Origin of the sequence: Pseudoalteromonas prydzensis (genome assembly GCF_001661495.1) — a bacterium.
Lineage (GTDB): Bacteria > Pseudomonadota > Gammaproteobacteria > Enterobacterales > Alteromonadaceae > Pseudoalteromonas > Pseudoalteromonas prydzensis.
In genome coordinates this window covers 140,787-166,436 of record NZ_BDDT01000004.1, presented here as the reverse complement: position 1 = coordinate 166,436, position 25,650 = coordinate 140,787, and the positions used below count along the sequence as shown (strand labels likewise).

21 protein-coding genes are annotated in these 25,650 nt (G+C 41.6%); 3 read left to right on the top strand and 18 right to left on the bottom strand.

Features of this window, described 5'->3' with window-relative positions; all coding sequences use genetic code 11:
• Window positions 1–17: 17 nt before the first annotated feature.
• The 10 genes from A7968_RS10225 to rppH all read right to left on the bottom strand — a co-directional run bounded on the left by A7968_RS10225 (window position 18) and on the right by rppH (window position 9,081).
• Window positions 18–812: a fimbrial biogenesis chaperone gene (locus tag A7968_RS10225; protein WP_064666474.1), complete on the bottom strand. Its 795-nt coding sequence runs from the start codon at window positions 810–812 to the stop codon at window positions 18–20.
• An 8-nt stretch (window positions 813–820) separates the two neighbouring features.
• Window positions 821–1,291, bottom strand: a complete 471-nt coding sequence (locus A7968_RS10220) for a DUF4402 domain-containing protein (protein ID WP_064666473.1) — start codon at window positions 1,289–1,291, stop codon at window positions 821–823.
• Window positions 1,292–1,301: 10 nt separating this feature from the next.
• Window positions 1,302–1,901, bottom strand: coding sequence for a DUF4402 domain-containing protein (locus tag A7968_RS10215; RefSeq protein WP_064666472.1), 600 nt, complete (start codon window positions 1,899–1,901; stop codon window positions 1,302–1,304).
• Between the two features lie 120 nt (window positions 1,902–2,021).
• Window positions 2,022–2,660, bottom strand: coding sequence for an SPOR domain-containing protein (locus tag A7968_RS10210; RefSeq protein ID WP_084448134.1), 639 nt, complete (start codon window positions 2,658–2,660; stop codon window positions 2,022–2,024).
• Window positions 2,661–2,784: 124 nt separating this feature from the next.
• On the bottom strand, window positions 2,785–3,663 hold the full coding sequence (galU, locus tag A7968_RS10205) for a UTP--glucose-1-phosphate uridylyltransferase GalU (protein WP_064666471.1): 879 nt from the start codon (window positions 3,661–3,663) through the stop codon (window positions 2,785–2,787).
• 35 nt (window positions 3,664–3,698) lie between these two features.
• Window positions 3,699–4,550 carry a thymidylate synthase gene (locus tag A7968_RS10200; protein WP_064666470.1) on the bottom strand — a complete coding sequence of 284 codons (852 nt, stop codon included), beginning with the start codon at window positions 4,548–4,550 and terminating at the stop codon, window positions 3,699–3,701.
• A 14-nt stretch (window positions 4,551–4,564) separates the two neighbouring features.
• Window positions 4,565–5,368: a prolipoprotein diacylglyceryl transferase gene (gene lgt, locus A7968_RS10195; RefSeq protein WP_064666469.1), complete on the bottom strand. Its 804-nt coding sequence runs from the start codon at window positions 5,366–5,368 to the stop codon at window positions 4,565–4,567.
• A gap of 12 nt (window positions 5,369–5,380) precedes the next feature.
• A complete protein-coding gene (locus A7968_RS10190; RefSeq protein WP_064666468.1) occupies window positions 5,381–6,190 on the bottom strand; it encodes a sulfite exporter TauE/SafE family protein in 810 nt (269 codons plus the stop codon).
• Between the two features lie 78 nt (window positions 6,191–6,268).
• Window positions 6,269–8,542, bottom strand: coding sequence for a phosphoenolpyruvate--protein phosphotransferase (gene ptsP, locus A7968_RS10185; protein ID WP_064666467.1), 2,274 nt, complete (start codon window positions 8,540–8,542; stop codon window positions 6,269–6,271).
• 17 nt (window positions 8,543–8,559) lie between these two features.
• Complete coding sequence (gene rppH / locus A7968_RS10180; RefSeq protein WP_064666466.1) at window positions 8,560–9,081, bottom strand: RNA pyrophosphohydrolase; 522 nt, start codon at window positions 9,079–9,081, stop codon at window positions 8,560–8,562.
• A 427-nt stretch (window positions 9,082–9,508) separates the two neighbouring features.
• On the opposite strand from rppH, the gene mutH reads away from it, so the two are divergent.
• The gene (gene mutH / locus A7968_RS10175; RefSeq protein ID WP_064666465.1) at window positions 9,509–10,180 is read left to right on the top strand and encodes a DNA mismatch repair endonuclease MutH; all 672 of its coding nucleotides are present in this window, start codon (window positions 9,509–9,511) and stop codon (window positions 10,178–10,180) included.
• A gap of 96 nt (window positions 10,181–10,276) precedes the next feature.
• Here the strand turns inward: mutH and eno are convergent, their stop codons facing one another.
• The 5 genes from eno to rlmD form a co-directional block, all read right to left on the bottom strand.
• Window positions 10,277–11,575: a phosphopyruvate hydratase gene (eno, locus tag A7968_RS10170; RefSeq protein WP_064666464.1), complete on the bottom strand. Its 1,299-nt coding sequence runs from the start codon at window positions 11,573–11,575 to the stop codon at window positions 10,277–10,279.
• 111 nt (window positions 11,576–11,686) lie between these two features.
• On the bottom strand, window positions 11,687–13,321 hold the full coding sequence (gene pyrG / locus A7968_RS10165; RefSeq protein WP_064666463.1) for a CTP synthase: 1,635 nt from the start codon (window positions 13,319–13,321) through the stop codon (window positions 11,687–11,689).
• Between the two features lie 138 nt (window positions 13,322–13,459).
• The gene (mazG, locus tag A7968_RS10160; protein WP_064666462.1) at window positions 13,460–14,257 is read right to left on the bottom strand and encodes a nucleoside triphosphate pyrophosphohydrolase; all 798 of its coding nucleotides are present in this window, start codon (window positions 14,255–14,257) and stop codon (window positions 13,460–13,462) included.
• Between the two features lie 8 nt (window positions 14,258–14,265).
• The gene (relA, locus tag A7968_RS10155) at window positions 14,266–16,422 is read right to left on the bottom strand and encodes a GTP diphosphokinase (RefSeq protein ID WP_064666461.1); all 2,157 of its coding nucleotides are present in this window, start codon (window positions 16,420–16,422) and stop codon (window positions 14,266–14,268) included.
• Between the two features lie 8 nt (window positions 16,423–16,430).
• Complete coding sequence (gene rlmD, locus A7968_RS10150) at window positions 16,431–17,756, bottom strand: 23S rRNA (uracil(1939)-C(5))-methyltransferase RlmD (protein ID WP_064666460.1); 1,326 nt, start codon at window positions 17,754–17,756, stop codon at window positions 16,431–16,433.
• Between the two features lie 98 nt (window positions 17,757–17,854).
• Here rlmD and barA point away from each other — a divergent pair, with 98 nt between their 5' ends.
• On the top strand, window positions 17,855–20,620 hold the full coding sequence (gene barA, locus A7968_RS10145; RefSeq protein WP_064666459.1) for a two-component sensor histidine kinase BarA: 2,766 nt from the start codon (window positions 17,855–17,857) through the stop codon (window positions 20,618–20,620).
• On the opposite strand, the gene A7968_RS10140 is transcribed toward barA, so the two are convergent.
• Window positions 20,617–21,546, bottom strand: coding sequence for a hypothetical protein (locus A7968_RS10140; RefSeq protein WP_064666458.1), 930 nt, complete (start codon window positions 21,544–21,546; stop codon window positions 20,617–20,619). The two genes, barA and A7968_RS10140, sit on opposite strands and share 4 nt — an antisense overlap.
• A gap of 135 nt (window positions 21,547–21,681) precedes the next feature.
• Here A7968_RS10140 and A7968_RS10135 point away from each other — a divergent pair, with 135 nt between their 5' ends.
• Window positions 21,682–22,149 carry a YcxB family protein gene (locus tag A7968_RS10135; RefSeq protein ID WP_064666457.1) on the top strand — a complete coding sequence of 156 codons (468 nt, stop codon included), beginning with the start codon at window positions 21,682–21,684 and terminating at the stop codon, window positions 22,147–22,149.
• Window positions 22,150–22,175: 26 nt separating this feature from the next.
• On the opposite strand, the gene csrA is transcribed toward A7968_RS10135, so the two are convergent.
• Both csrA and alaS read right to left on the bottom strand, forming a co-directional pair.
• Window positions 22,176–22,367, bottom strand: coding sequence for a carbon storage regulator CsrA (gene csrA, locus A7968_RS10130; RefSeq protein WP_004587515.1), 192 nt, complete (start codon window positions 22,365–22,367; stop codon window positions 22,176–22,178).
• A gap of 676 nt (window positions 22,368–23,043) precedes the next feature.
• A complete protein-coding gene (alaS, locus tag A7968_RS10125) occupies window positions 23,044–25,644 on the bottom strand; it encodes an alanine--tRNA ligase (protein WP_064666456.1) in 2,601 nt (866 codons plus the stop codon).
• Window positions 25,645–25,650 lie beyond the last annotated feature (6 nt).

Below are 25,650 nucleotides of genomic sequence, written 5' to 3'. Positions count from 1 at the left end.
CTTAATAGTGCTTAAGATTATTCCTCGATAGCAAGTGTATATGAAGCAAAATCAATCCCTTTGTATTCTTCTGCGCCTTGATAATCGAGGAAGATACTGCCCTGTGTTGGTAGCTGTTTATCTTTAAACAGGCTCAGTGTTGCAATAACAGTATCAACTTCTGGATAGAGGCTTAAATTGCTAATTTCAGCTATTTTCTCATTCTCACCCGATGCTGTTTTTATATAAGCGCTGAGTTTTCCATAACTGCTAAAGTTATTGTGGCGTTGCAGTTTAACTTGAATTTGCGGTTTAGGGTGATTGCTACTTTCTATAATACTGGCTTGAGTAATGTTTACTTCAGGCTGCTCTGCCTGCTCGCGATAAACAACGGGAATACTAAAGCTCATAATCATATTGACCTGTATTCCTGACTTTTGCTCTGTATTTTCGTTAGGCAAAGCTTGAAATAATAAGTGCGAGCGATATTCGCCAGGCTGTAAACCTTTCGGTTTGCGAATTGCAATTTTAACAGTTTGTTTTTCACCGGGTGCTAAGGTCACTTGTTTTGGTGATAGGCGTGTCATTGGCGATAAACTGTTTGCTGTTACTTGCGCTAAATTATTATAGCCGCCTGCTGGTAAAGCTTGTTTTTCACTCCAAACTACTCGATAAGTGCGTTGCTCATCAGAATTATTGATCACCGTCACTTTGGCGCTGCGTTGGCGCTCATCAAAGGTAACACGGGTAGGTGAGATCAATAAGTTCGCCAAGGCCATTTGGCTAAAAAATGCTGTTAGCAGCACACACATCACTGTTAATTTATTGAACATGTCAGTCCTTAGTAGTCAATCGAAATTTCTAAGTTGGTGGTTGAGGAGTAATCGCCATCAGAATAACTTTTACTGCTAGGCTTTGTTATTAATGTGCCACCGATAAACACTTTAGCGTCACCAAAACCGTCGGTAATTGCGTATTTTGGAAAACCATTAAGGCGGACTTCAAACTCGGCACTGCTGCTCCCCTGTGCGTTGTGCTGCACAGTTACAGAGTTAACTAAATGCATAGTTACCTGTATATTGGCTGGTAAATCGGTCAACAATAGCTCTGCAGGTTGGCCCTTTTCAAGCACATAAATACGACCTGTTGTATTTATCTCAGCGTCAGCCTTAATAATCACAGAGCTGATGTTGCTATTGCTAGGGATCACCAAAGTGCCAAAATCAAGATGTTGCTGGACAATTGAATTGGCAAAATTATACGGGCTGTAAACAAAAACGCTTACAGCCACAACATAAAGGAGTCGTCGCATTAACTGTGGTTTAATAGGCTACTTCGATTTGGAAAGTACCCGCATATACGCCATCAGCGTAAGGCTTTGAGGTTACCTTACTAGAGGTTTTTAATGTTGCACCAATATTAAATGATACCGTACCATCTTGACCCACCTGTAGATTAGGTGTACCCGGTGTATAGTCGGCGTTATTATTATCCCCACTGGTGATCACATACTTCCAATCGCCAATAGTAAAATCAGGGCGGTCGGTATCTTGTCCGTTTTCAAACTCTAAATTTGTTTTAACTGGATCAAGTATTGTTAATACTGCACTTGGCACTGCTTCAGATACTGTGAAAGAGGCAGCCTCCCCGTCTTCGATAATCGCAAACTTAGCAGCATCTGTACTATTTGAACTTTCAGCGATAGGGCTGGCATCAGGTGTAGCATTAACCGTCAGTTCTGCAATATCAACGCCTAGTGGGTCTGCAACTGCACGCACGGTGCCAAAATTTAAATCAGTATCTTTAGTTAGCACAACGGCATTTTGTACCGTCACTTCTGCTCGAAACGTCTCTGTAGCAGATATCGCACTGAAAGGCACAGCTAAAATACTCATAACGAGTATTGGGGAAGATAATTTCATGTTAAATCCTTATAAGAGATGGGACATTACCCTATGTTGCCCCTATCTTAGATATTATCGACACTTAGAACAATTACTTTAAGCTTAATAACTGAAAAATAAGCTAAATAACTTATTTAATTACAAGGGCTGGCCTACAAATGGGGCGCTGAGGCATTTTTGGCCTAAATTTTGTGCTAATGAACAAAAAACATTGGCTTCGTTATAGTTTTGAAATGGTCCAACACGCAGTCCATACAAGGTAACGCCTTTATTTTGACGCTCAGTAATTACAAAACTTAATTGGCTAAATGCGTTAGGGTATTGGCGATGTAGTCTGGTTATTTTAGTTCTGACTAACTGTGGCTTTAAATACAGGCCAAGTTGTGCACCAGGTAGAGAGTCATTTAAGTTGCTCGCTTCAGGGTTTGCAGCTGTTAGAGTTGGCTCAGTTGTTTCACTTTCTAATGGTTTACTAACTTCACCACTATTATGTACAACGGCAACATCATTTTGACGAAGGGCTGCTGGGTTTTCAGCTATGTCTGTGTTGGCTGAAAGTGCCATTATTAACAGTTGTAGGTCAGCTTCCATAGCAGCTAAGCGATTTATGCTGTCTTGTTGGGAGTGCCACTGCTGTACATACTCTTTCACTTGTTGATCTGATATTAATGCTGGTTGTTTTTCAGGATCGTGCGCATTACTACTACACCCGATTAGTAAAATAGTTATAGTGATCAATGCAGTTGTAAACCAAGCTTGCTTTTTTAAACATATCATCTGTTAGCGCATCATGAAATAGGAATGCTGTATTGTAAGCAAAGTAAGTGCCAGTTTCAGTATTTTAGACCATAAAAAAAGTGCCATGCTGGCACTTTTCTTAAATTGGATTAGCTAAATCAACTTAAACTAAGGTTTTAATAAAGTCACTAAGCTCATCTTTAAATTCATCACGACGCAGTGCAAATTCAATAGTTGCTTTTAAATAGCCCAATTTGCTGCCACAGTCGTGGCTACGCCCTTTAATGGCGTATGCATCAACCGCTTCTTTTTCCATTAGCATGGCAATAGCGTCGGTAAGTTGAATTTCATCACCCGCCCCAGCAGGGGTTTTCGCAAGTAATGGCCAAATATTTTTACTTAAAACGTAGCGCCCTACGACCGCTAAATTTGATGGCGCTGAGTGTACCGGTGGCTTTTCAACCATGTTTTTGATTGGCGCACTTTGTCCTTGCTCAAGCGTTGCATCACCTAAGTCAACAACACCAAACTTATCAACATCTTGCATTGGTACTGGCTCAACCATAATTTGGCTGTGCGCGGTTTCATTAAAATGCGCGATCATTTCAGCGAGGTTATCTTTTTTAAGGTTGCTTTCTACGTCATCAATTATCACATCAGGTAAAATGACCACAAACGGTTCATTGCCGATAATAGGCGCAGCGCAGTTAATCGCATGCCCTAAGCCTTTCGCTTCACCTTGACGAACATGGATGATAGTTACATCTTTTGGACATATAGCTTGTACTTCAGCGAGTAATTGTCGTTTTACCCGTTTTTCGAGCGTTGCTTCAAGTTCAAAACTGGTATCAAAATGGTTTTCAATTGAGTTTTTACTTGAGTGGGTTACTAAAACGATTTCTTTAATACCTGCCGCAACAGCTTCATTAACTACGTATTGAATCAATGGCTTGTCTACAACCGGTAACATTTCTTTTGGAATAGCTTTAGTTGCTGGCAACATGCGAGTACCAAGACCTGCAACTGGGATCACTGCTTTCATAATATTTTTCCTTAAATAGTGACTATATTTAATGATTATACCGAAAATGGATATTTAATAGCGTCATGACACTGGTAATCATGTACTACAAAATCATCACGGGTAACCCACGTTTCTATATCTTCAAGAGATTTGATTTCTGGATTTATCGTCAGTGTTGGTGATGCAAATGGTTCACGCTGTAGCTGCACATCACGCATTAATTCAAGTTGATTCTCGTAAATATGGGCATTAACGATTTTGTGATACGCCTTGCCTGCTTTGTGCCCGGTAATTTGCGCAACTAAGGCAAGTAATACAAAACACTGAATTTGATTGAAGTTCAAACCAAGCGGTACATCACAGCTGCGCTGATACGAAGTTAGGTAAAGTGTATCGCCAAGTAGCGAAAAAGTATGCGTATGCATACATGGACGTAAACAACCTAAATCAAATTCACCGGGATTGTAAAAGGTGATGATCTCACCGCGATCATCCACGCCATTTTTAAGGTTATCAATCACCTTTTTTAGCTGATCTAAAGGCGTGCCATCTGGGCGCTGCCAATCTCGAGCTTGTACACCGTAAACACGGCCCATATCATCCTCACCCTTACGGTTTGGATTATTTAGCCAGGCTTGGTTTTCATTGGCGTTAGCATCCCAAGTCATACAGCCAATGTCGCGAAATTGCGCTGCGCTACTGTAACCACGAAGGTAACCCAACAGCTCTGCGATGGCAGCTTTGTAATAACTTTTTCGGGTGGTGATCATTGGGAACTTATTGTTCGCAACGTCGTATTCAAGCTCCGCATTAATGACTGTTAAACAACGCGTTCCTGTACGTTTATTCTCAACCCAAATACCTTCATCAACAATACGCTGACATAATTCTAAATATTGTTTCATTATTCGCTTCTTTTTTATGCTTTACTTGCAACAGCAGGCTGTGGCTTTTTGTATGCCCATATTATCAAACCTAGGCCTGCGATGACCATCGGCAATGACAATATTTGCCCCATTGAAATAAAGCCGCCAAATAAGCCTAAATGCGCATCAGGTTCACGTACATATTCAACACAGAATCTAAATACACCGTAGCCGAGTAAAAATAATCCACCGACACTACCAGCCGGACGCGGCTTTTTAGTAAATACATATAAAATAATAAACAGGACTAGGCCTTCTAAAAACGCTTCGTACAATTGTGATGGGTGACGTGCAAGCGGCCCGCCAGTAGGAAACACCATACCCCAAGGCACATCGGTAGTTCGCCCCCATAACTCGCCATTAATAAAGTTACCAATACGCCCTGCTAACAGACCAACTGGTACTAACGGTGCAACAAAATCCCCTACTGCAAGTAACTGTTTTTTACGTGTCCAAGCAAATATACAAATCGCGGTGATCACACCCAATGTACCACCATGGAATGACATGCCACCTTGGTCAATCCTAAATAAATAGAGTGGATTTTCTATAAAATAACTAAATTGGTAAAACAATACGTAACCAATACGCCCACCCAGAATGACCCCAAGCATGCCGTAAAAAAGTAAATCACTGACTTGTTCTTTTGTCCAACCAGAGTTTGGTTTAGCTGCTTGTCTATTTGCCCACCACATCGCAAAGGCAAAACCAATTAAATACATTAAACCGTACCAACGTACGCTTAGAGGACCGACCGTAAATATGATCGGATCGATCTCTGGAAATTCAAGAGCCATATAAATTAAACCTTAACTAAAAACCATTTGAAGTGCGATAATTACGAGTAACACCGCGAACACTTTTTTTATCGTTGAAACGGGTAAATAATGCGTTGCTTTAGCCCCAATTGGCGCCATAAACCACGAAGTTATTACTATACCTAATAATGCCGGTAAATACACAAAACCTGCAAAGCCATGTTGTAAATCGGTAACTTGCCAGCCTGCGCTGATATATCCCACAGAGCCAAATAGCGCTATTACAATGCCACATGCCGCTGCACAACCAATCGCTTTTTTAATATCCACTGAAAAATAATGCAGCAACGGTACAATCAGTGCGCCACCACCGATGCCAATTAGACCGGAGAGACCGCCCATTATCGCGCTAACGGCGCCAATAATAGGACCACTCGGCATAGGTTTAGTTGCAACCGGTTTATCACGAGCTGACAGCACCATGCGGGCTGCAATAAACACTACACTTACAGCAAATACGATACGTAATAATTGTTCCGGAATTAAACTGGCTGCAAAGCCGCTGATCAAGGCGCCAAGTCCCACACCAGACATAACCCAAGGCGCAATTTCCCATGGTACATTATTGTTTTTATGGTGAGCTAATGCAGATGACGTAGAAGTAAATAAAATAGAGGCAAGTGAGGTGGCGATAGCGATAATTAATACATGATCAACCGCCACAACATCAAAACTCACTAATAACGTACTGAGCACGGGCACAATAATCAAGCCACCACCTATGCCTAACAACCCAGCTAAAAATCCAACCACACAACCTAATAACGCGCAGCTGAGGATCAGTATGACTAAATCATGCATAGCAAACTCTTATATTTTAAATGTTATATGCATATACTAATCGATTATATCGGATCTTTACAGCACTCGTTTTTATAACTAAGAAGCCTGATTTGGGGTATAAAATAATTCCCCCAATTGATGTTCAATCATAAAGTTACGGGTAAGCCTAAGTACTTGTTTTGCAGTAGATTGAGCTAAACATTCTGCCAGTAGTGTTTCCATATCGCTGGCTTTTAAACGCCTTAACACCCATTTTACTTTACTTAATGATGAATAGTTCATACTTAAACGTCGATAACCCATAGCAATCAATAGTATGGCACCTTCTGGATCACCGCCTAGTTCGCCACACAAACTAAAAGACATTTCATATTGCTGGCACTCAGTGGCGACTTTTTGCAGTACTCTTAATACTGCTGGGTGATAAGGATTAAATAAATCAGCAACACGGGCGTTAGAGCGATCAACAGCGAGTAAATATTGCGTTAAATCGTTACTCCCTACAGAGCAAAAATCTACTTTTTTAGCCCATTCTGGCAGCATAAATACACTGGATGGTACTTCTAACATAACGCCAATCTCAGGGCGTTCGATCGTGTGCTCTGGGTATTGCTCTGCCAGCTCAAAATAAGCTTGCTCTAATAACGCTAAGGATTCATCAACTTCTTCTGTGCCGCTGATCATTGGTAACATTATTTTTAAGTTACCTAAGCCGATATTAGCCTTAACCATGGCTTTAAGTTGATCTAAAAATAACTCGGGGTGATCTAAAGTAACACGAATACCACGCCAGCCTAAGAAGGGGTTTTCTTCTGTTATATCAAAGTAGTCGAGTACTTTATCGCCACCAATATCGAGAGTACGCATCACTACAGGCTCTGGGTGATAGCATGATAATACTTCGCGATACCAATTTTCTTGCTCTATCTGTGAGGGAAACTGGCCTTTTTGCATAAACCACGCTTCAGTGCGGTATAAGCCGACACCATCGCAGACCTTGGTATTCACTTTTTCGGTATTGAGATCTAAACCCGCATTGAGCAATAGACTAATATGCTCGCCATCTAATGTTATGGCATCACACTCTTGTTCAGCTATAAACTTATCATTGAGTAGACTTTCTTGATGTTGTAGTTGCAAATATTCAGTTTGTAGCATTTGCGAAGGCGAAATATACAGCCGCCCAGCATAGGCATCTAATATCATTTCTTTACCATCAAACTGCAACAGTGGTAAATCTTCGATGCCCCAAATTGCCGGGATCCCCATGGCACGGGTTAAAATTGACGCATGGCTATTAGCTGCGCCATTGACACTAACCACCCCGACCAAGTGCCCTTTGGGTACTTCTGCAAGCATGGCTGGCGTTAAGGTGTTTGCGATAAGGACGGTATCTTTGGGGTAACTTTTTACAGCATGCTCAGTGTTAACCAAATGATGCAACACGCGTAGACCAATGTCTTTCACATCAACAGCTCGCTCTTTGATGTATGGGTCTTGCATAGCATTGAATTGCGATATCAGTCGCTCTATCACTATTTTCAAGGCACTTTTTGCACACCAACCTTCCTGTAGCTGTGCTTCAACATTTTGCCCTAAGCTTTTAGCATCGAGTAGTTGCTGATAGACATCAAAAACAGCTAACGCCTCTTTAGGGATTGAATCACTGAGCGTCATCGACAAGGTATTAAATTCTTTGCGAGTAGCTGCAACAGCTTGGGTAAATAAGCGCCGTTGCTCTGCGTTGTTTTCGTCTTTTTTTAATTCGATAGACTTAAAATCAAGCTTTGGCAGAATAACAAATGCCTGCCCTATCGCAATCCCTGGCGCACTTGAAACCCCTTTAAGCACCGAGGTTTGATGGGAAAATTCATCTTGGCGTAGGACTTCTTTGATTTCAGCATGCGCTAATTGTGAGGCAAGTTGCGCAGATAACGTAATTAAGAATGACTCTTCGTCTTGGCTAAATACTCGGGCCATTTTTTGTTGTACAACAATAACGCCCAGTACTTTTTTTTGATGTACCACAGGCACAGACAAAAATGCGTTATAGCCTTCTTCATTTACTTCAGGAGAGAGTTTAAAGCGCGGATGAGATTTGGCAAAGGCGATATTTATTGGCTCTTCTCGTTGCGCAACTAAGCCGACAAGACCTTCGGTAAAACCGATTCTAAATTTACCAACCGCAGCAGGGTTTAGCCCTCTGGTGGCCATTAGAACGAAATTATCTTGGCTGTAATCAGCAAAGTAAATGGAGCAGCACTCAGTTTTCATGGCATCTTTCACCATTTCAACAAAACATGCTAGCGCACTATCCAAACTCGCTTGTTGCGAAACGGACTCGGCAATAGCTCTGAGTGTAGCCAGCATAATACTGCTCCTTTATATTATTTACCTTTGTGTCGCCAATTATCTTTAGGTTGTTCTCGTTTATTAAAAGGCATCGCAAAAGGCGCAAATTCTTTCATAACACGGCGATAGACATCTCGCTTAAACGATACAACTTGCCTTACCGGATACCAATAACTTACCCAGCGCCAATCATCAAACTCAGGATGATGTGTTTTTAGTAAGTTAACGTCTTCATCTTTACAACGCAGTTTCAGTAAAAACCATTTTTGCTTTTGCCCAATACACACCGGACTTGAATCTCGGCGGATCAAACGCTTGGGCAACTTATAACGTAACCAATGTTTTGAACTTGCAACAATTTCTACATCTTCAGGACGCAAGCCGACCTCTTCGTGCAATTCACGAAACATGGTCTGCTCTGCGGTTTCACCACTATCAACTCCCCCTTGAGGAAACTGCCAAGAGTGCTGACCATAACGTCTGGCCCAAAAAACCTGCCCCTGATTATTGCAAATTACAATTCCGACATTGGCACGAAAACCTTCGGCATCAATCACCTTAGTGCCTCATTTGTAAGTCGATTTTTAATGATTGTTCCACATTAGCTGCGATACGGCAATCAATAATGCCAGTTTTACGCATCTTACTCACAGCTTGTGCATAACTTTAGTTTATACAGCTCATTTTGCAAACAAATCCACAATGGCAGATCTAATAACTCGCCTTTTCCACAGTTTCTGTGGATAACATTGTTTATAGTTGTGTATTTATCCCAACAAGTTATCAACCACGTTGGCTGCCATTGCTAATGAAACAGTTAAAAACCATTAAATTCAATGTATTAAGCTTAAAGTCAGCAAGTTTCAGTTTGTCTAAAAACACAGCAAACAACCTTTGAACAAAAAACACCCAAACACAAAGATATCCACGGTTAAACTCTTTTGCTATCATCAGTAATGAATTTATACAACTAAATAACCTGCGATGAAGCCGATAAAACCACATTCAATCAATGAATTAATGCAACGAGTTAGCAACATTGCAGGACTGACATTAGGTCAATTAGCGAGTCAATATCAGTTTAAAACACCGGCGCATTTATTAAAGGAAAAAGGCTGGACAGGCCAATTGATTGAATATGCACTGGGTGCAACAGCAGGCTCAAAACCCACGCCTGATTTTGAAGAACTTGGCATAGAGTTAAAAACCTTACCAATTTCCTATAAAGGTAAACCACTAGAGACTACCTTCGTGTCGGTTACACCATTATTAAATGTAACAGGTATGACATGGCAGCACAGCAATGTGCGCAAAAAGCTCAACCATGTATTGTGGCTACCCATACTTGGTGAGCGAGACATAGTGCCATTTGATCGCACCATCGGCAGTGGCTTTTTGTGGCACCCCTCCGCAGAGCAAGACGCGCAATTGCAACGAGACTGGGAAGAGCAAATGGAACTGATTGCACTAGGGCGTGTTGATGAGATTTCCGGGCATTTAGGCGATGCAATGCAAATACGCCCAAAAGCGGCCAACAGTCGCATTGTCACCGATGCCATTGGCCCAAATGGGCAAATTATTAAAACCCTGCCTCGCGGCTTTTATTTAAAAACCAGCTTTACCGCTGAGATTTTAAAGCAACAGTTTCAGCTTTAGCGCCAAAATATGCCCGAGGTAAACTCATACCTACATAAAAAAATCCCCGCAGTTGCGAGGATTTTTAAAAGCTTAAATCATATTCTTAGAAAAGAATTACTGACCTTTTACTTCTTTAAGACCATTGTACGGTGCTTTAGCGCCTAATTGCTCTTCGATACGTAGCAATTGGTTGTACTTAGCAACACGATCAGAGCGGCTCAATGAACCTGTTTTAATTTGACCTGCAGCAGTACCTACCGCTAAATCAGCGATGGTTGCGTCTTCGGTTTCGCCTGAACGATGCGATATAACAACTGTAAAGCCTGCATCTTTCGCCATTTTGATTGCAGCTAACGTTTCAGTTAGTGAACCAATTTGGTTAAATTTGATTAAGATTGAGTTAGCAATACCGTTGTCGATACCACGCTTTAAGATCTTAGTATTAGTTACGAATAAATCGTCACCCACTAATTGGATCTTGTCGCCAAGTAATTTTGTTTGGTGTGCAAAACCATCCCAATCAGACTCATCAAGACCATCTTCAATCGATACGATTGGGTATTGCTCAGTCAAATCTTTAAGGAAATAGTTAAACTCTTCAGACGTGAATTTTTTACCTTCGCCTTTAAGGTCGTAGATATTTGCTTCTTTGTCATAAAACTCTGAGGCAGCACAGTCCATAGCAAGTGTAATGTCTTTACCAAGCTCGTAGCCTGCATTAGCAACAGCGACTTTAATTGCTGCAAGTGCCGCTTCGTTTGAAGCAAGGTTTGGTGCAAAGCCACCTTCATCACCAACGGCTGTTGAATGACCGTCTGCTTTAAGTACTTTTGCAAGGCTGTGGAATACTTCTGCGCCCATACGTAGGCCTTCGCGGAAGTTAGCAGCACCAACTGGCTGGATCATAAACTCTTGAATATCTACAGAGTTATCAGCATGCTCACCACCATTGATGATATTCATCATTGGTAATGGCATAGAATAAACACCTGGCGTACCGTTTAGGTCTGCAATGTGCTCATAAAGCTCTACTTTTTTAGACTGTGCAGCGGCTTTAGCTGTTGCAAGTGATACAGCTAAGATTGCGTTGGCACCTAGTTTTTCTTTATTTTCAGTACCATCTAAATCAAGCATGATTTGATCAACCGTGCTTTGCGCTAATGCACTTTGACCTTCTAATGCACTGTTAATTTCATTATTAATGAAACCAACAGCCTTTAATACACCTTTACCTAAATAACGTGCTTTATCACCATCACGTAATTCTAGTGCTTCGCGAGTTCCTGTTGATGCACCAGAAGGTGCTGCAGCGCGACCCCAAGAACCGTCAGCTAAATGTACATCAGCTTCTACAGTTGGGTTACCACGCGAGTCCATAATTTCTCGACCGATCACTTTTACGATATTTGACATCTTGATTCCTCTTTTCCCAAAATGGTGAGTCTACTCCGACTTTATTAATTTTCCTTAATGCCGTCGGTTTTAAAAACAAATAAGCCGTGCATAGAGCACGGCTTATTCACATTACGATGACGCTTTTTGATGAGTATGCGCAGCGGCAACAAACCCTTCAAACAACGGATGACCATCGCGTGGTGTTGAGGTGAATTCCGGGTGGAATTGAGCCGCAATAAACCACGGGTGATCTTTATTCTCGATGATCTCAACTAGCTTTTTATCTTCCGATAAACCAGTGAAGCTCAAGCCAGCTTGTTCAAGCTGTTCAACAAAATTATTGTTTACTTCGTAACGATGACGATGACGCTCAACAATCTCGTCACTACCATATACTTCACGTACTTTAGAACCTGGTGTTAAATGACATTTTTGTGCGCCTAAACGCATTGTGCCACCTAAATCAGATTTCTCATTACGTGTTTCAATATTACCTTCAGCATCTAACCACTCAGTGATCAAACCAACAACAGGGCTTGCTGAGTTAGCATTGAACTCTGTTGAATTTGCATCAGTCAAACCGGCAACATTACGTGCGTACTCAATTAGCGCAACTTGCATGCCTAAACAAATACCAAGGTAAGGTACTTTATTTTCGCGAGCATATTGAGCCGCTAAAATCTTACCTTCAACGCCACGACCACCAAAGCCACCAGGTACTAAAATAGCATCAAGGTTAGCAAGTAGTTCAGTGCCTTTGCTTTCTACATCTTGCGAATCAACATATTGAATATTAACTGTTAAACGGTTTTTAAGACCTGCATGTTTAAGTGCTTCGTTTACAGATTTATACGCATCTGGTAATTCAATGTATTTACCAACCATACCAATGGTCACTTCACCCGTAGGGTTTGACTCTTGGTATAACACTTGTTCCCATTCAACTAGATCGGCTTCTGGAGCGTCAAGGTGAAAGCGACGACATACAAAGTTATCTAGCTCTTGCGATTTTAATAACGCAGGAATTTTATAAATGCTGTCTACATCTGGTAATGAAATAACCGCTTTTTCTTCAACGTTAGTGAAAAGTGCAATCTTCGCACGTTCGTTGTTTGGTAATTTACGATCTGAACGACAGATAAGAATATCTGGCTGAATACCAATTGAGCGTAATTCTTTTACAGAATGTTGAGTTGGTTTGGTTTTCACCTCACCTGCTGGGCCTAAGAATGGCACTAGCGTTAAGTGAATAAACAATGCGCGCTCACGGCCAATCTCTGTGCCTAGCTGACGAATTGCTTCTAAAAATGGTTGTGACTCAATATCACCAACCGTGCCACCGATTTCAACGATTGCCACATCATGGCCTTCAGCACCGTCGTAAACACGTTGCTTAATATCGTTGGTAATATGTGGAATTACCTGAATTGTTGCACCAAGGTACTCACCACGACGTTCACGACGCAGCACATCTTCATATACACGACCTTGTGTGAAGTTGTTACGGCTTGTCATTTTGGTACGGATGAAACGTTCATAGTGACCTAAATCAAGGTCAGTTTCAGCACCGTCTTCGGTGACAAATACTTCACCATGTTGAATTGGGCTCATTGTGCCTGGGTCAACGTTGATATAAGGATCCAGCTTTAAAATGGTAACATTTAAACCGCGGGCCTCTAAAATAGCTGCCAACGATGCTGCTGCAATACCTTTACCCAACGAGGAAACAACCCCGCCGGTAACGAAGATAAATTTTGTACTCATGCGAACCCTAGAATATCAGGAATTAAAAGGAAAAATATAGAATCAAGACGGGGCGAAATTATAGCAAAGGCACTGCCATCAATCCAGTGAAAGTTAGCAATTCTCTGCACAAAAAACGCACTCAGAGTCCATCCTTATTTACACTGGCTTTTTTATCGCTTCCCATGCGGCGTCCATTTGCTCGAGCGTTGCCGTATCCAGTGACTGTCCTCGCTCAGTTAAATATGCTTGAACTTTTTCAAAGCGTACTGAAAATTTATCATTTGCAGCACGTAATAGTTGCTCTGGATCGCGTTTAATATGGCGTGCGACATTCACCGTCGCAAACAACAAGTCCCCCACTTCTTCAGCGCTGTGCGCTGAATAGGGATCAACCGCGAGCGCTTCTTTTACTTCATCCACTTCTTCGGCCACTTTATCTAGTGCGCCATGATAACTTGGCCAATCAAAACCGAGCCCGGCAACCCGTTGCTGAATTTTTTTGGCCTTACTTAAACTCGGTAAGTTTGCGGGTATATCTTGCCACAGTGAAGGCGTGGCATTATTGGCTTTTTCTATACGTTCTTGTGCTTTTATAGCTTGCCATTGCTGAGCAATTTGTTCATCGGTTAAATTCTGTTGCTGGGCAAAAATATGCGGATGACGCCTTATCAACTTATCATTGAGCCCTTGCACAATATCATGAAAATCAAACAAGCCTTGCTCTTTACCAAGCTGCGCATAAAAAATCACTTGAAACAGTAAATCACCCAGCTCAGTTTTTAATTCAGACAAGTCACCTCGTTCTATACAGTCGGCAACTTCATAGGCTTCTTCAATGGTATGCGGCACTATGGATTTAAAGTCTTGCTTTACGTCCCAAGGGCAACCCGTTTTAGGGTCGCGTAACCTAGCCATAATAGTCAATAACTCAGATAATGCATTTTGCTGACTCATATTACCCTCTAATGGCTGCGCTTGGCTTCATGTACACCTTCAATTTGATGCAGCTTCGATAACAGTCGATTTGTGCTTGATAAATCATGCACTTCAACTTGCATCGTAAATAGCGCTAATTGTCGGTCGTCCACGGTTTCCATGTTCATATTCAGCACATTGACTTTTTCATTTGCCAGTACGGAACTAATATCGCGAATAAGCCCAGCTCTATCACTGGCTTCGATTTTTATCGCTAACGCATACGAGCCGTTAATTTCGTCTGACCAACTAACTGCCACAACCCGTTCAGGGTGCTGTGACTTAAGGTTAGTAAATGAATCACAATCATCACGGTGCACGGCAATACCGCGTCCTTGGGTGATATAGCCGATGATCTGCTCGCCAGGCACTGGGCGGCAACACTTAGCTACGTGGCTCATTAAACTGCCCACACCATCAACCACGATGCCGTTTTTATCGCCACTGTTTTTGGTTGGATTTTTAAAGCGGATCACCGGCTCGTCATCAGAGCGATCCGTTATAAAGTTAAGCAGCTGATTTAAGCGTACATCGCCCGCACCAATCGCGACCATTAAGTCTTCAAGCTCTTTAAAGTTATAACGCGAAATAGCCGGCTCTAAATGCTTGTAGGTCAGATCAAGTTTCTGCAATTCGTTATCAAGAATTTCTTTCCCGGCACTGAGGTTTTTATCACGGTCGAGTTGTTTGAACCAATGATGTATTTTCGCTCTAGCACGGGACGATTTAATGTAGCCCAGCGATGGGTTTAACCAATCGCGACTTGGATTCGGTTGTTTTTGGGTTAAAATTTCAACCTGATCCCCCGTATGCAATTGATGAGTAAATGGCACTATTTTGCCAAATACTTTGGCGCCAATACAGCGGTGCCCTACATTTGAGTGAATATAGTAAGCAAAATCCAGTGGTGTTGCGCCCAGTGGCAAGTCAAAGATATCGCCACGTGGGGTGAAAACATAAACTCTGTCTTCAACAACTTGGTTTTTGAGTTCATCCGCTAAATCGCTACCATCAACCACTTCTTCTTGCCATTGCAGTAATTTACGCAACCAGCTAATTTTTTGCTCATAGCCAGAACCACGCCCTGGCAGCGCACCTTCTTTATACATCCAGTGCGCAGCCACACCAAGCTCTGCATCTTGGTGCATGGCATGAGTTCGAATTTGAATTTCAACGGTTTTGCCCTCTGGGCCAAACACCACTGTGTGAATCGATTGATAGCCATTTTGTTTAGGGGTGGCAATATAATCATCGAATTCTTTATTAAGATGGCGCCAATTTGTATGTACTATGCCCAGCGCACCGTAACAATCTTGCAATTCATCGACCACAATACGCATGGCCCGAATATCAAACAGCTGATCAAATTCATAATTTTTTTGCGCCATTTTTTTATAGATGCTGTAGATATGTTTTGGCCGACCATAGACCTCACCTTTGATGCCTGCTTGAGCAAGTTTATTTTTAACTTGTTCAACCATATCGACCATATAGGCTTCACGACCGAGTCGTTTGTCATCCAATTGTTTAGCAATATTTTTATAAACATCTGGGTGCAGATAACGAAACGCTAAATCTTCCAACTCCCATTTTAATTGGCCAATCCCTAAACGGTTAGCAAGTGGGGCAAAAATATCGGCGGTTTCTTTTGCGGCAATAACGCGCTCTTCTTCACTGGCGTTTTTAACATCACGCAAATGGCATACTTGCTCTGCAAGTTTGATAACAACAGCACGAACATCCTCTACCATGGCTAGTAACATACGGCGGATATTATCCACTTGAACGGTACCAGTACCTTGATGAGCCAAGGTGCTAATAGTTGCCATTTGCGAAACACCGGTTAATAGAGTTCCTACATGATTGCCCATCACGTCAGTGACTTTTTCAATATCAATCAGATCAGCTAAAAAGCATGGCGTAATATACGCTGTTGCTAAGGTATCTGCGTCGAGATTCATTTCCACCAAAATTTCGACCATTTCCATGGCAATATTTTGTTGCTGATGATTGTGCAGTTCAGCGCAAAGGGTATTCGCTTTAGTTAATAACTCGCATTTTTCTTGCGTTAAATTCAGTAAACCAAGTCGTGTGCTGAAATCACCCGGTTTGTCGTGCTGGTGTGATTGCCGAGTAGCTACCATAATGCGCTCTACCTCCTTTGAAATAACGCCATTGTTTCAATATGTCCGGTGTGTGGAAACATATTCATTAGCCCAATTTTTTGCAGTGAAAATCCAGCTTGCGTAATAATTGCACTGTCACGGGCTAAAGTAACAGGATCGCAAGATACATATAAAATCGTTTTAAATTGCTTAAGAGGCAGTTGCTCTAAAATAGCGAGTGCGCCAGTACGTGAAGGATCGAGTACTAATATATCCAACTCTTTACTAAACCATGGCGCTTGCTGCATGTTTTGAGTTAAATCAAAACAATGAAAATGAGCATTGGCTATATGGTTAGTTTGCGCATTTTGCGCTGCCATTGCAACCGCTGAAGCAACTCCTTCGACACCAACAACAGTTTTTGCATTGTTTGCCAGCGCTAACGAGAAGTTACCGATGCCACAAAATAAATCTAGTACTTGCTCGTCTCCATTTAAGTTAAGCCAATCAACTGCTTGAGATAACATAGCCTGATTAACCTGCGCATTTACCTGAATAAAGTTTTCCAAGCCAAATTCAAACTTTAAACCAAGTTCAGGTAATTGATAAAATGGCATCGCTACATGGTCGTGATTAATGTGTTGCGTTTCGCCCTGCCATATTATTTGCCACTGGTGAGTTAACCCTAGTGCTGCAATGGTATTTTTTAATTTATCACTAATGGTTTTAGTATGGCGGATCACCACAAAGTTTTGTTCATCCGCCTGGCATAATTGTATATGGCTGACACTGCGAAGTTCATTGTATTGATTTAACAGTTCATCAAATACAGTGAAAATATCCGTAAACGCTTCACTTAATACCGCACAGTGTTGCACGCTTACTATTTGTTTAGAGCCTTGCGCACGATAGCCTACACGCATTTTCTTCGCGGTTTTATCAAACATCACAGCTAAACGCGCACTGCGACGATAATGTGTTGATTCGCTCAATAATGGGACTTGCCAGTTCATAGCATCAAGCTTGGCGAACTTGGCAAACAACTGGCTCACCGCTAATTGCTTTTCAACTAGTTGCTGATCAAGACGCAAGTGTTGCAGCTGGCAACCTCCACATTGTTGATAGTACTCGCAAAATGGTTTTACTCTGGCATCACTCGGGTGTTCGACTTTTACTGTTTTCGCAGCACTATAACGGGCTTTATCTTCGATTAATTTGGCTTTAACCGTTTCACCGGTTAGAGCACCACTGACAAAGCACACTTTATTATTGTGTTTGGCTATGCCTCGACCTTGATGATCCATACCGGTAATGGCTAACGTTAATGACTGCCCTGAAAGGGTTTTCTTTTTTGCTTGGAAAAACTGCGCCATCGGGCAACACCTTAAATATTGATTCTACGAGGGTGATTGATTACTAGCTTATAAGTATATACTCTTTAACTAACTAATAATGATAACAACGTTCACTTATGACTAAACTTGGTTTGCGCGACTCAGTTTTAACGCTAACACTCATTCCCACTGTGATTATCGGATTACTCCTTGGCGGCTATTTTACAATAAATCGTTACATTGAGCTTGATGAAATTTTATATCAGCAAGGTACAACCATTTCTGAGCCACTTTCGATCGCGATTGAACAACCGTTATTAGCTAAAAATAAGCAGCTATTAAATCGTTTGATCAGCCACGCGCACAATAAACATTCACCAGCAATTAAGAGCATCGCCATTTTTGACGAGCACAACGAACTGGTATTAACCAGTAATTACCACCGTGATTTTGATGATCTAATGCATACTGAGCACTTGCAAGTAAGCAAAAATACTAAAGTGATCAACAGCAGTCAGCTGATTACTTTTTTCACCCCTATCATCAACCACTCAACCCCAGATGCACAGTGGAACAACGCCGCTTTTCAAACCTCACTTGGCACTGTGGTTATACAGCTCAATAAAGATCAAGCTATTATTGGTCAACAGCAAGCATTATTAGTCAGTGGTATTGTGATCATCTTGGCCTTAATGTTAGCCGCGATCCTAGCTATCAGGCTGAGCCACATGTTTATGAACCCATTAAATAAGTTAGTACTTGCTACCGACAAGCTAATAGAAGGTAAAAGAGAAACGGGCCTAACAACACCAATGATGGGGGAGTTCGAACTATTACGCCAAGGCCTTAACACCATTTCCGATACTATGGTGATGCAAAAAGATGAAATGCAAAAGCACATTGATCAAGCGACCAGTGATTTACGCGAATCATTAGAACTGTACGAAACGCAAAATATTCAGCTCAGTATTGCTAAAACCGATGCCCAAGATGCCAACCGCGTAAAGTCTGACTTTTTAGCAAAAATGAGTCATGAACTACGCACGCCGCTAAATGGGGTTATCGGCTTTACCCGACAGCTACATAAAACACCGCTAAATAAACACCAAAAAGATTACCTCGATACTATTGAGCTCTCAGCAAATAGTTTAATGACTATCATCAGTGATATTTTAGATTTCTCTAAGCTTGAAGCGGGCGCCATGGAGCTTGAATCGATCCAGTTTCAACTTCGCGATACCATCAATGAAGTACTTACTTTACTTGCCCCTAGTGCACATGAGAAGCAGCTAGAGCTATCAATTTATATTAATGCGCAGGTGCCTGATAACATTACTGGCGATCCTACTCGCTTTAAACAAGTGCTGATCAACCTGATCAGCAATGCAATTAAATTCACCGAAAAAGGCGCGATTAAAATTGATGTAGGCCATCGCTTACTTGATGAAGAACGTACTTCTATTTTGGTGTCAGTGACCGACACTGGTGTGGGTATTCCAATGGATAAACAAGATGCCTTGTTCACGCCATTTGGCCAAGCAGACTCTAGTATTACCCGTAAGTTTGGTGGTACAGGATTAGGCCTTATCATCACCAAACACATTGTTGAAAACATGGGTGGTCGCATTACCTTAAACTCGGCACCAGGCAGTGGCACCTGTTTTACTTTTAATAGTGTTTTTAGATTACCAAATCATACTTATACCAGCGACTTACCGAGTAAATCGCTCGCAAACAAACGTATTTTATACCTAGAGCCACATGAACACACCCATCATGCAGTCCTCTCTTTACTGACCGAGTGGCAAACTCAAGTGACGGCTTGTTTTGATCAAGAGAGCTTTCTACAAGAACTCAATAAAGAGTTTAATTACGATATTTGTATTATTGGTCACGTCGCTGCGGTTGATGAAATGCAGCGATTAAAAAGCTATATCAAAGCGGTGCGTGAATCTACCGACTACTTATATTTAATGCTCAATTCGGTATCGCACAATATGCGCGAAGCCTATATAGGCTGTGGCGCTGATGCGTGTTTAAGTAAACCACTTAACCACCGTAAACTCTGTGAAGTGTTGGCCGCACCATATCGACTCGATCATCCAGTACATAATATTGAAGAGAATGACGAGAAACTATTGCCACTAAAAGTATTAGTCGTTGATGATAACGATGCCAACTTAAAGTTAATTTGTACTTTGCTAGAAGAGCAAATTGAAGTCATTGATACCGCTCACAATGGCTCACAGGCCTATAGTTTGAGCAAAAGCCATAAATACGACATTATCTTTATGGATATTCAGATGCCAATTATGGACGGTATTACCGCCTGTAAATTGATCCGTGAATCATCATTAAACGAAGATACACCTATTATTGCCGTTACGGCTCACGCCTTAGCGGGTGAAAAAGAACAGCTCATTAAAGATGGTTTTAAAGGTTATTTAACCAAACCAATTGATGAGGACATGCTGAAACAAATTATTAGTGATCACAGCCCTCAAGCACCAATTAGACGTGACAAAAGTCGTCATGATTTAATCACTCTTGAGCCACCATTTACTAGCACCTCACTAGATTGGTCTTTAGCCCTGCAACGTGCCGGTGGTAAAAACGAGCTGGCACTAGAAATGCTCAATATGTTATTGCTAAGCGTACCTGAAACCTTACGCCTACTTGATGAAGCAACCGAAAAGCAAGATTGTGAACACCTATTGAGTATTATTCATAAATTTCACGGCGCTTGCTGCTACACTGGGGTGCCGAAACTAAAAGCGCTTGCAGAGGCACTGGAAACCGCATTAAAAGGCGATTGTGATTTAAGTTATATTGAGCCTGAGTTATTTGAGTTGCAAGACGAACTTAATAATCTAATGACCGATGCAGGCATGGCTGAGCCTTAACGGCACTGTCGCTCAAGCGCCTCACCTGTTTTTAAGCTGCTTATTTGCCATGTTGCAGTGGCATTTTGTTGTGCCAATGTGACCTTAGCAATATCACTAACCATGTAATCACCAGGCACATTTAATCGTGTTAAGTAACTCGATAAAGACTGCTGGCAATATGGACCTGTGTCACCGTGGATCACTAAAACGGGTTTTTTCACCGTGCTCGCAAACTCACGTAGTGCATCTCGGTAAATCTTAAAACCATCACACTCTTGATGCAGCGCTGCGTCACATGCAGGTTGATCCGTTTGATGAGTATAGATATCAGCTTGAAAGGCGATTACATACCCTTTCGCTGTTGGGTTTGCTTGTGCCAACCACTGCAGATTATTTACATCTCTTGCATCGGCTTGTTGATAAGCAAGCTGTTTATCACTGTTGAGTATCTGCCTACGACCATTATGCGTGCCAGCAATATGCAGCGTCATAAACTCAACATCGGCGAATTGCCAACGAGCATTTTCTATCATACTTGCTTGGTACTTAAATTTTTCTAGTTGCTTAGCTTTTTCAAAATAGGTGCGATCGTACATCAGACTTTTTAAAAATACTAAGCGCGCTAATTCATCATAGCGGGGGGTTAAATTCGTTCGATCGCAATCAGTCCATTCATTATCACCTGGGGTATAAATAAATGGTTGGGAAGATAACGAGCTTAACAATTGTTTGTTTTTTGTCAGCAGCTCATCTGTACACGGCTCAGCCCCTGATTTCAGATCACCTACATGAAGTAAAAAAGCATGTTCTGTGCTATTTATTTTGCTGCCTAAAACTCCCGTTGGCATTAAATTTAGTTCATCTATTGGGGTGTATGGCATATCCCCCATGACCAAAAATGCATTGCTAGCCAACACCCAGCTTAAGCTGATAAGACCCATCATGATATCCTTAATGACACGTTACAAAACGACCATAATAAGCTCTCATACTAACAAACAAATGAACACCTAAATAAACGGCTTTTTTTTATCAGACTTGCTAAAATGGCGACATAGTTCCTGCAGAATTAATTGATTATGCCTTTTTCCACCACTTATACATTAGATAAACCTTATTTCTATGAATGTTTTGATGAGTCACTGCCCTATAGTGCCCAAGCAAAACCCAAATATGCATTGTTAGTATTGTTGGTAAGTTTAGGACTGATCGCAATCTATGCGATGAATAAGCATTATTTAGGTAATTTTTTAATTTTGGTGGCTGTGCTTGAATGCGTAGCATTTTATTATCGCAGGCCTTGGTGGGTAACGCGACAAATGCTCAGTCGTGCATCAGGATCAGAAGCTACTTTAACCATAGATGAAGACGGTTTTAAGAGTGTTAATCTACATAAGAGTTACCAGCTAACGTGGCAAGATATCGATGAGGTGATTTTTACTCCTCGCGGTATTATTTTAAAAAGCCGCCGCGGTATGCAGTATATTTCAAATAGCGTACTCAGTGATGAGATGATTGAATACATAAAAAAAAGAGCCACTAAATAGTGGCTCTTTCATATCAATTAAATTGATTAAGCATTGCCCGGGTTCGGGTTAGACTTTTCAGCTTGAATACGCATGTAAATTTCTTCACGGTGTACTGAAACGTCTTTAGGTGCGTTAACACCAATACGTACTTGATTTCCTTTAACACCTAGTACAGTGACAGTTACTTCGTCACCAATCATTAGGGTTTCACCTACTCGACGAGTTAGTATTAGCATTCTCTTGCTCCCGTATTCCAATAAATTAAAAGATTCCGCGTTTGTATCTTAAAGAAAATAAAGCTTAAAAGTAAGTAAAAACTCTAAATCGATTCATTTTCTGTTAAAAAAACTCTTTATAATGCGCCTATTGCCAATTTTAAGTCTGTTTCATCTATTCAAATGAACAATTTAATATCAAATATTAATTCAATAGCTGTTTACGTTAATCTATAAAACCTACTTGCAGCGCTAAGTTGTGATCTCGTACTCACTGCTATAATAAATTTTAGCCTGCTGAGTAACCACCAGAAATCTTTCTACACTTAATATAATGGTGATTTACCCTCAATACTTCAAGTCGCTGCTAAAAATCTTTATAGGTACTATAAAGCATAGTCTATTTTTCAAAGTTATGATTAATCTTAACTACTTGGACGCTATGATCAGCAAAAAGTTTCAATATAAATAGCAGTGATGCGCCCCTAAAGGATAATTCATAACCTAGGGCAAGTTTTTCGTATTGTAGGAAAGGTCAATTGGCAATAAAAGGTGCGGTAATGTGTATTTAGAAAGGTATGCCGTTTTAGCTATAAATTTAGGATGTGACTTAGCTGTTAAAGCAGATTTAGGATAAACCCCTTAGGGGCTCAATTGAGCCTCCCAAGGTGTTAAATCAACTTTACGTACTGAGCTCTTAAGTACGCTCAGTTAACCAAGCTGTTACACTATCAAGCGCAGCGCTTAAGTTTTGCGGCTCTGAGCCACCGGCTTGGGCCATATCTGGGCGACCACCGCCTTTACCGCCAACTTGCGATGCCATAAAGTTAACCAGCTCACCCGCTTTAACTTTACCAGTTAAGTCTTTAGTTACACCGGCAATTAGGCTTACTTTATCGCCATCGGCTACGCCTAGAGCAATCACACCTGAGCCAATCTTGTTTTTAAGATCATCAACCATACCACGTAAGGCTTTTGATTCTGTACCTTCAACATTAGCAACCAATAGTTTAACACCATTGATTTCAACCACTGAATCAAGCAATGAAGCGCCCGCAGCACTTGCTAGTTTATCGTTAAGTTGTGCGATTTGCTTTTCAAGTCCTTTAGACTTTTCAAGTAATGCAGTTACTTTTTCAAGTACTGATGCGCTGTCACCTTTAACAAGTGCTGCAACGTCATTTAGGTGTTGTTCTTGCTCGCTAACGTAGGCAATTGCATCTGCGCCTGTTACGGCTTCAATACGGCGTACACCGGCTGCAATACCGCTCTCTGATACGATTTTAAATAAACCAATATCACCAGCACGATTTACGTGAGTACCACCACATAACTCAATAGAGTAATCACCAATGGTCACTACGCGTACTTCGTCATCGTATTTCTCACCAAATAATGCCATAGCGCCTTTTTCTTTGGCGGCATCGATTGCCATCAGTTCAGTATTTAGTGCAAAGTTACGACGAATTTCGTCATTAACCACGCGCTCAATTTCACGTAGTTCAGCCTTAGTTACGGCTTCAAAGTGTGAAAAATCAAAACGTAAACGTTCAGGGTCTACGAGTGAACCTTTTTGCGACACATGCTCGCCCAATAATTGGCGCAGTGCTTCGTGAAGAATATGCGTTGCTGTGTGATTCTTTTTAACGCGGTCACGACGCGCGTCATCAATACTCGCTTCCACTTTATCATTTACACCAATGCGGCCCATTACTGTTCCGTGGTGCGCGAATGCATTACCAAGTTTAGTGGTGTTAGTAACTGTAAACTCACCACCTGCTACGGTTAATGTGCCAGTGTCGCCAACTTGACCACCTGATTCGGCATAAAATGGCGTACGGTCAAGTACAACAATACCTTGCTGGCCATCTTCTAGTACTGATACAGCTTCGCCTTGGGCAAACATTTCAATCACAGTGCCGCTATAATGTGTTGCGTCATAACCTTTAAAATCAGTGTGTTTCTCAGATTTTAATTGTTGATTGTAATCTGCACCGAATTTACCCGCTTGCTGTGCTGTTTTACGCTGCACAGCCATGCATTGTTGGAAACCCTCTTCATCAATGCTCATAAAGCGTTCACGCGCAACATCTGCGGTTAAATCAGCCGGGAAACCATAGGTGTCATAAAGCTTAAATACCAATTCCCCTGGGATCACATCGCCAGTTAAATCCGTTAAACTTTCTTCCAAGATAGCTAAGCCGCGTTCAAGAGTTTTGCCAAACTGCTCCTCTTCAATGCGAAGTACTTTTTCAATGATTTCTTGCTGTTTGGCAAGCTCTGGATACGCTTGACCCATTTGCTCTATTAATGCAGCCACTAACTTATAGAAGAACGAGCCTTTTGCGCCCAGTTTATTACCGTGGCGTACAGCACGGCGAATAATACGACGTAGCACATAGCCACGACCTTCATTTGATGGCATTACACCATCAGAGATTAAAAACGCACATGAACGAATATGATCCGCCACTACGCGCAATGACTTATCATCCATGTCTTGGGCATGGGTAATTTCCGCGGCTGCTTTAATTAAGCCTTGAAATAAGTCGATTTCGTAGTTTGAGTGCACGCCTTGTAAAATAGCGGCAATACGCTCAAGGCCCATTCCCGTATCAACGGACTGCTTAGGAAGCGGCTCCATTGTACCGTCGCTTTGACGGTTGTATTGCATAAATACCAGATTCCAGATTTCAATGAAACGGTCGCCATCTTCTTCTGGTGAGCCTGGAGGACCACCCCAAATATGTTCGCCATGGTCATAAAAGATTTCAGAACACGGGCCACACGGGCCAGTATCACCCATAGACCAAAAGTTATCAGAGGTAGCAATACGGATAATACGCTCTTCAGGCAAACCAATGTCGTTAGCCCAATAACCAAAGGCTTCTTCATCATCATGGTAAATCGTCACTAAAAGCTTTTCTTTAGGCAGCTTTACTACGTCAGTTAAGAACTCCCACGCAAACTTAATCGCATCTTGCTTAAAGTAGTCACCAAAGCTGAAGTTACCTAACATTTCAAAAAATGTATGGTGACGCGCCGTATAGCCCACGTTTTCTAAATCGTTATGCTTACCACCGGCACGCACACAACGTTGTGAGCTAGTTGCGCGGTTATAAGGGCGACTTTCTGCGCCTAAAAATACATCTTTAAATTGCACCATGCCGGCGTTATTAAATAATAACGTCGCATCGTTACCCGGAATAAGCGAGCTTGATGGAACAATTTGGTGTTGTTTAGAGGCAAAAAAGTCTAAAAACTGTTGCCTGATCTGTGCGGTAGTCATGTGCTGCATGTGAAC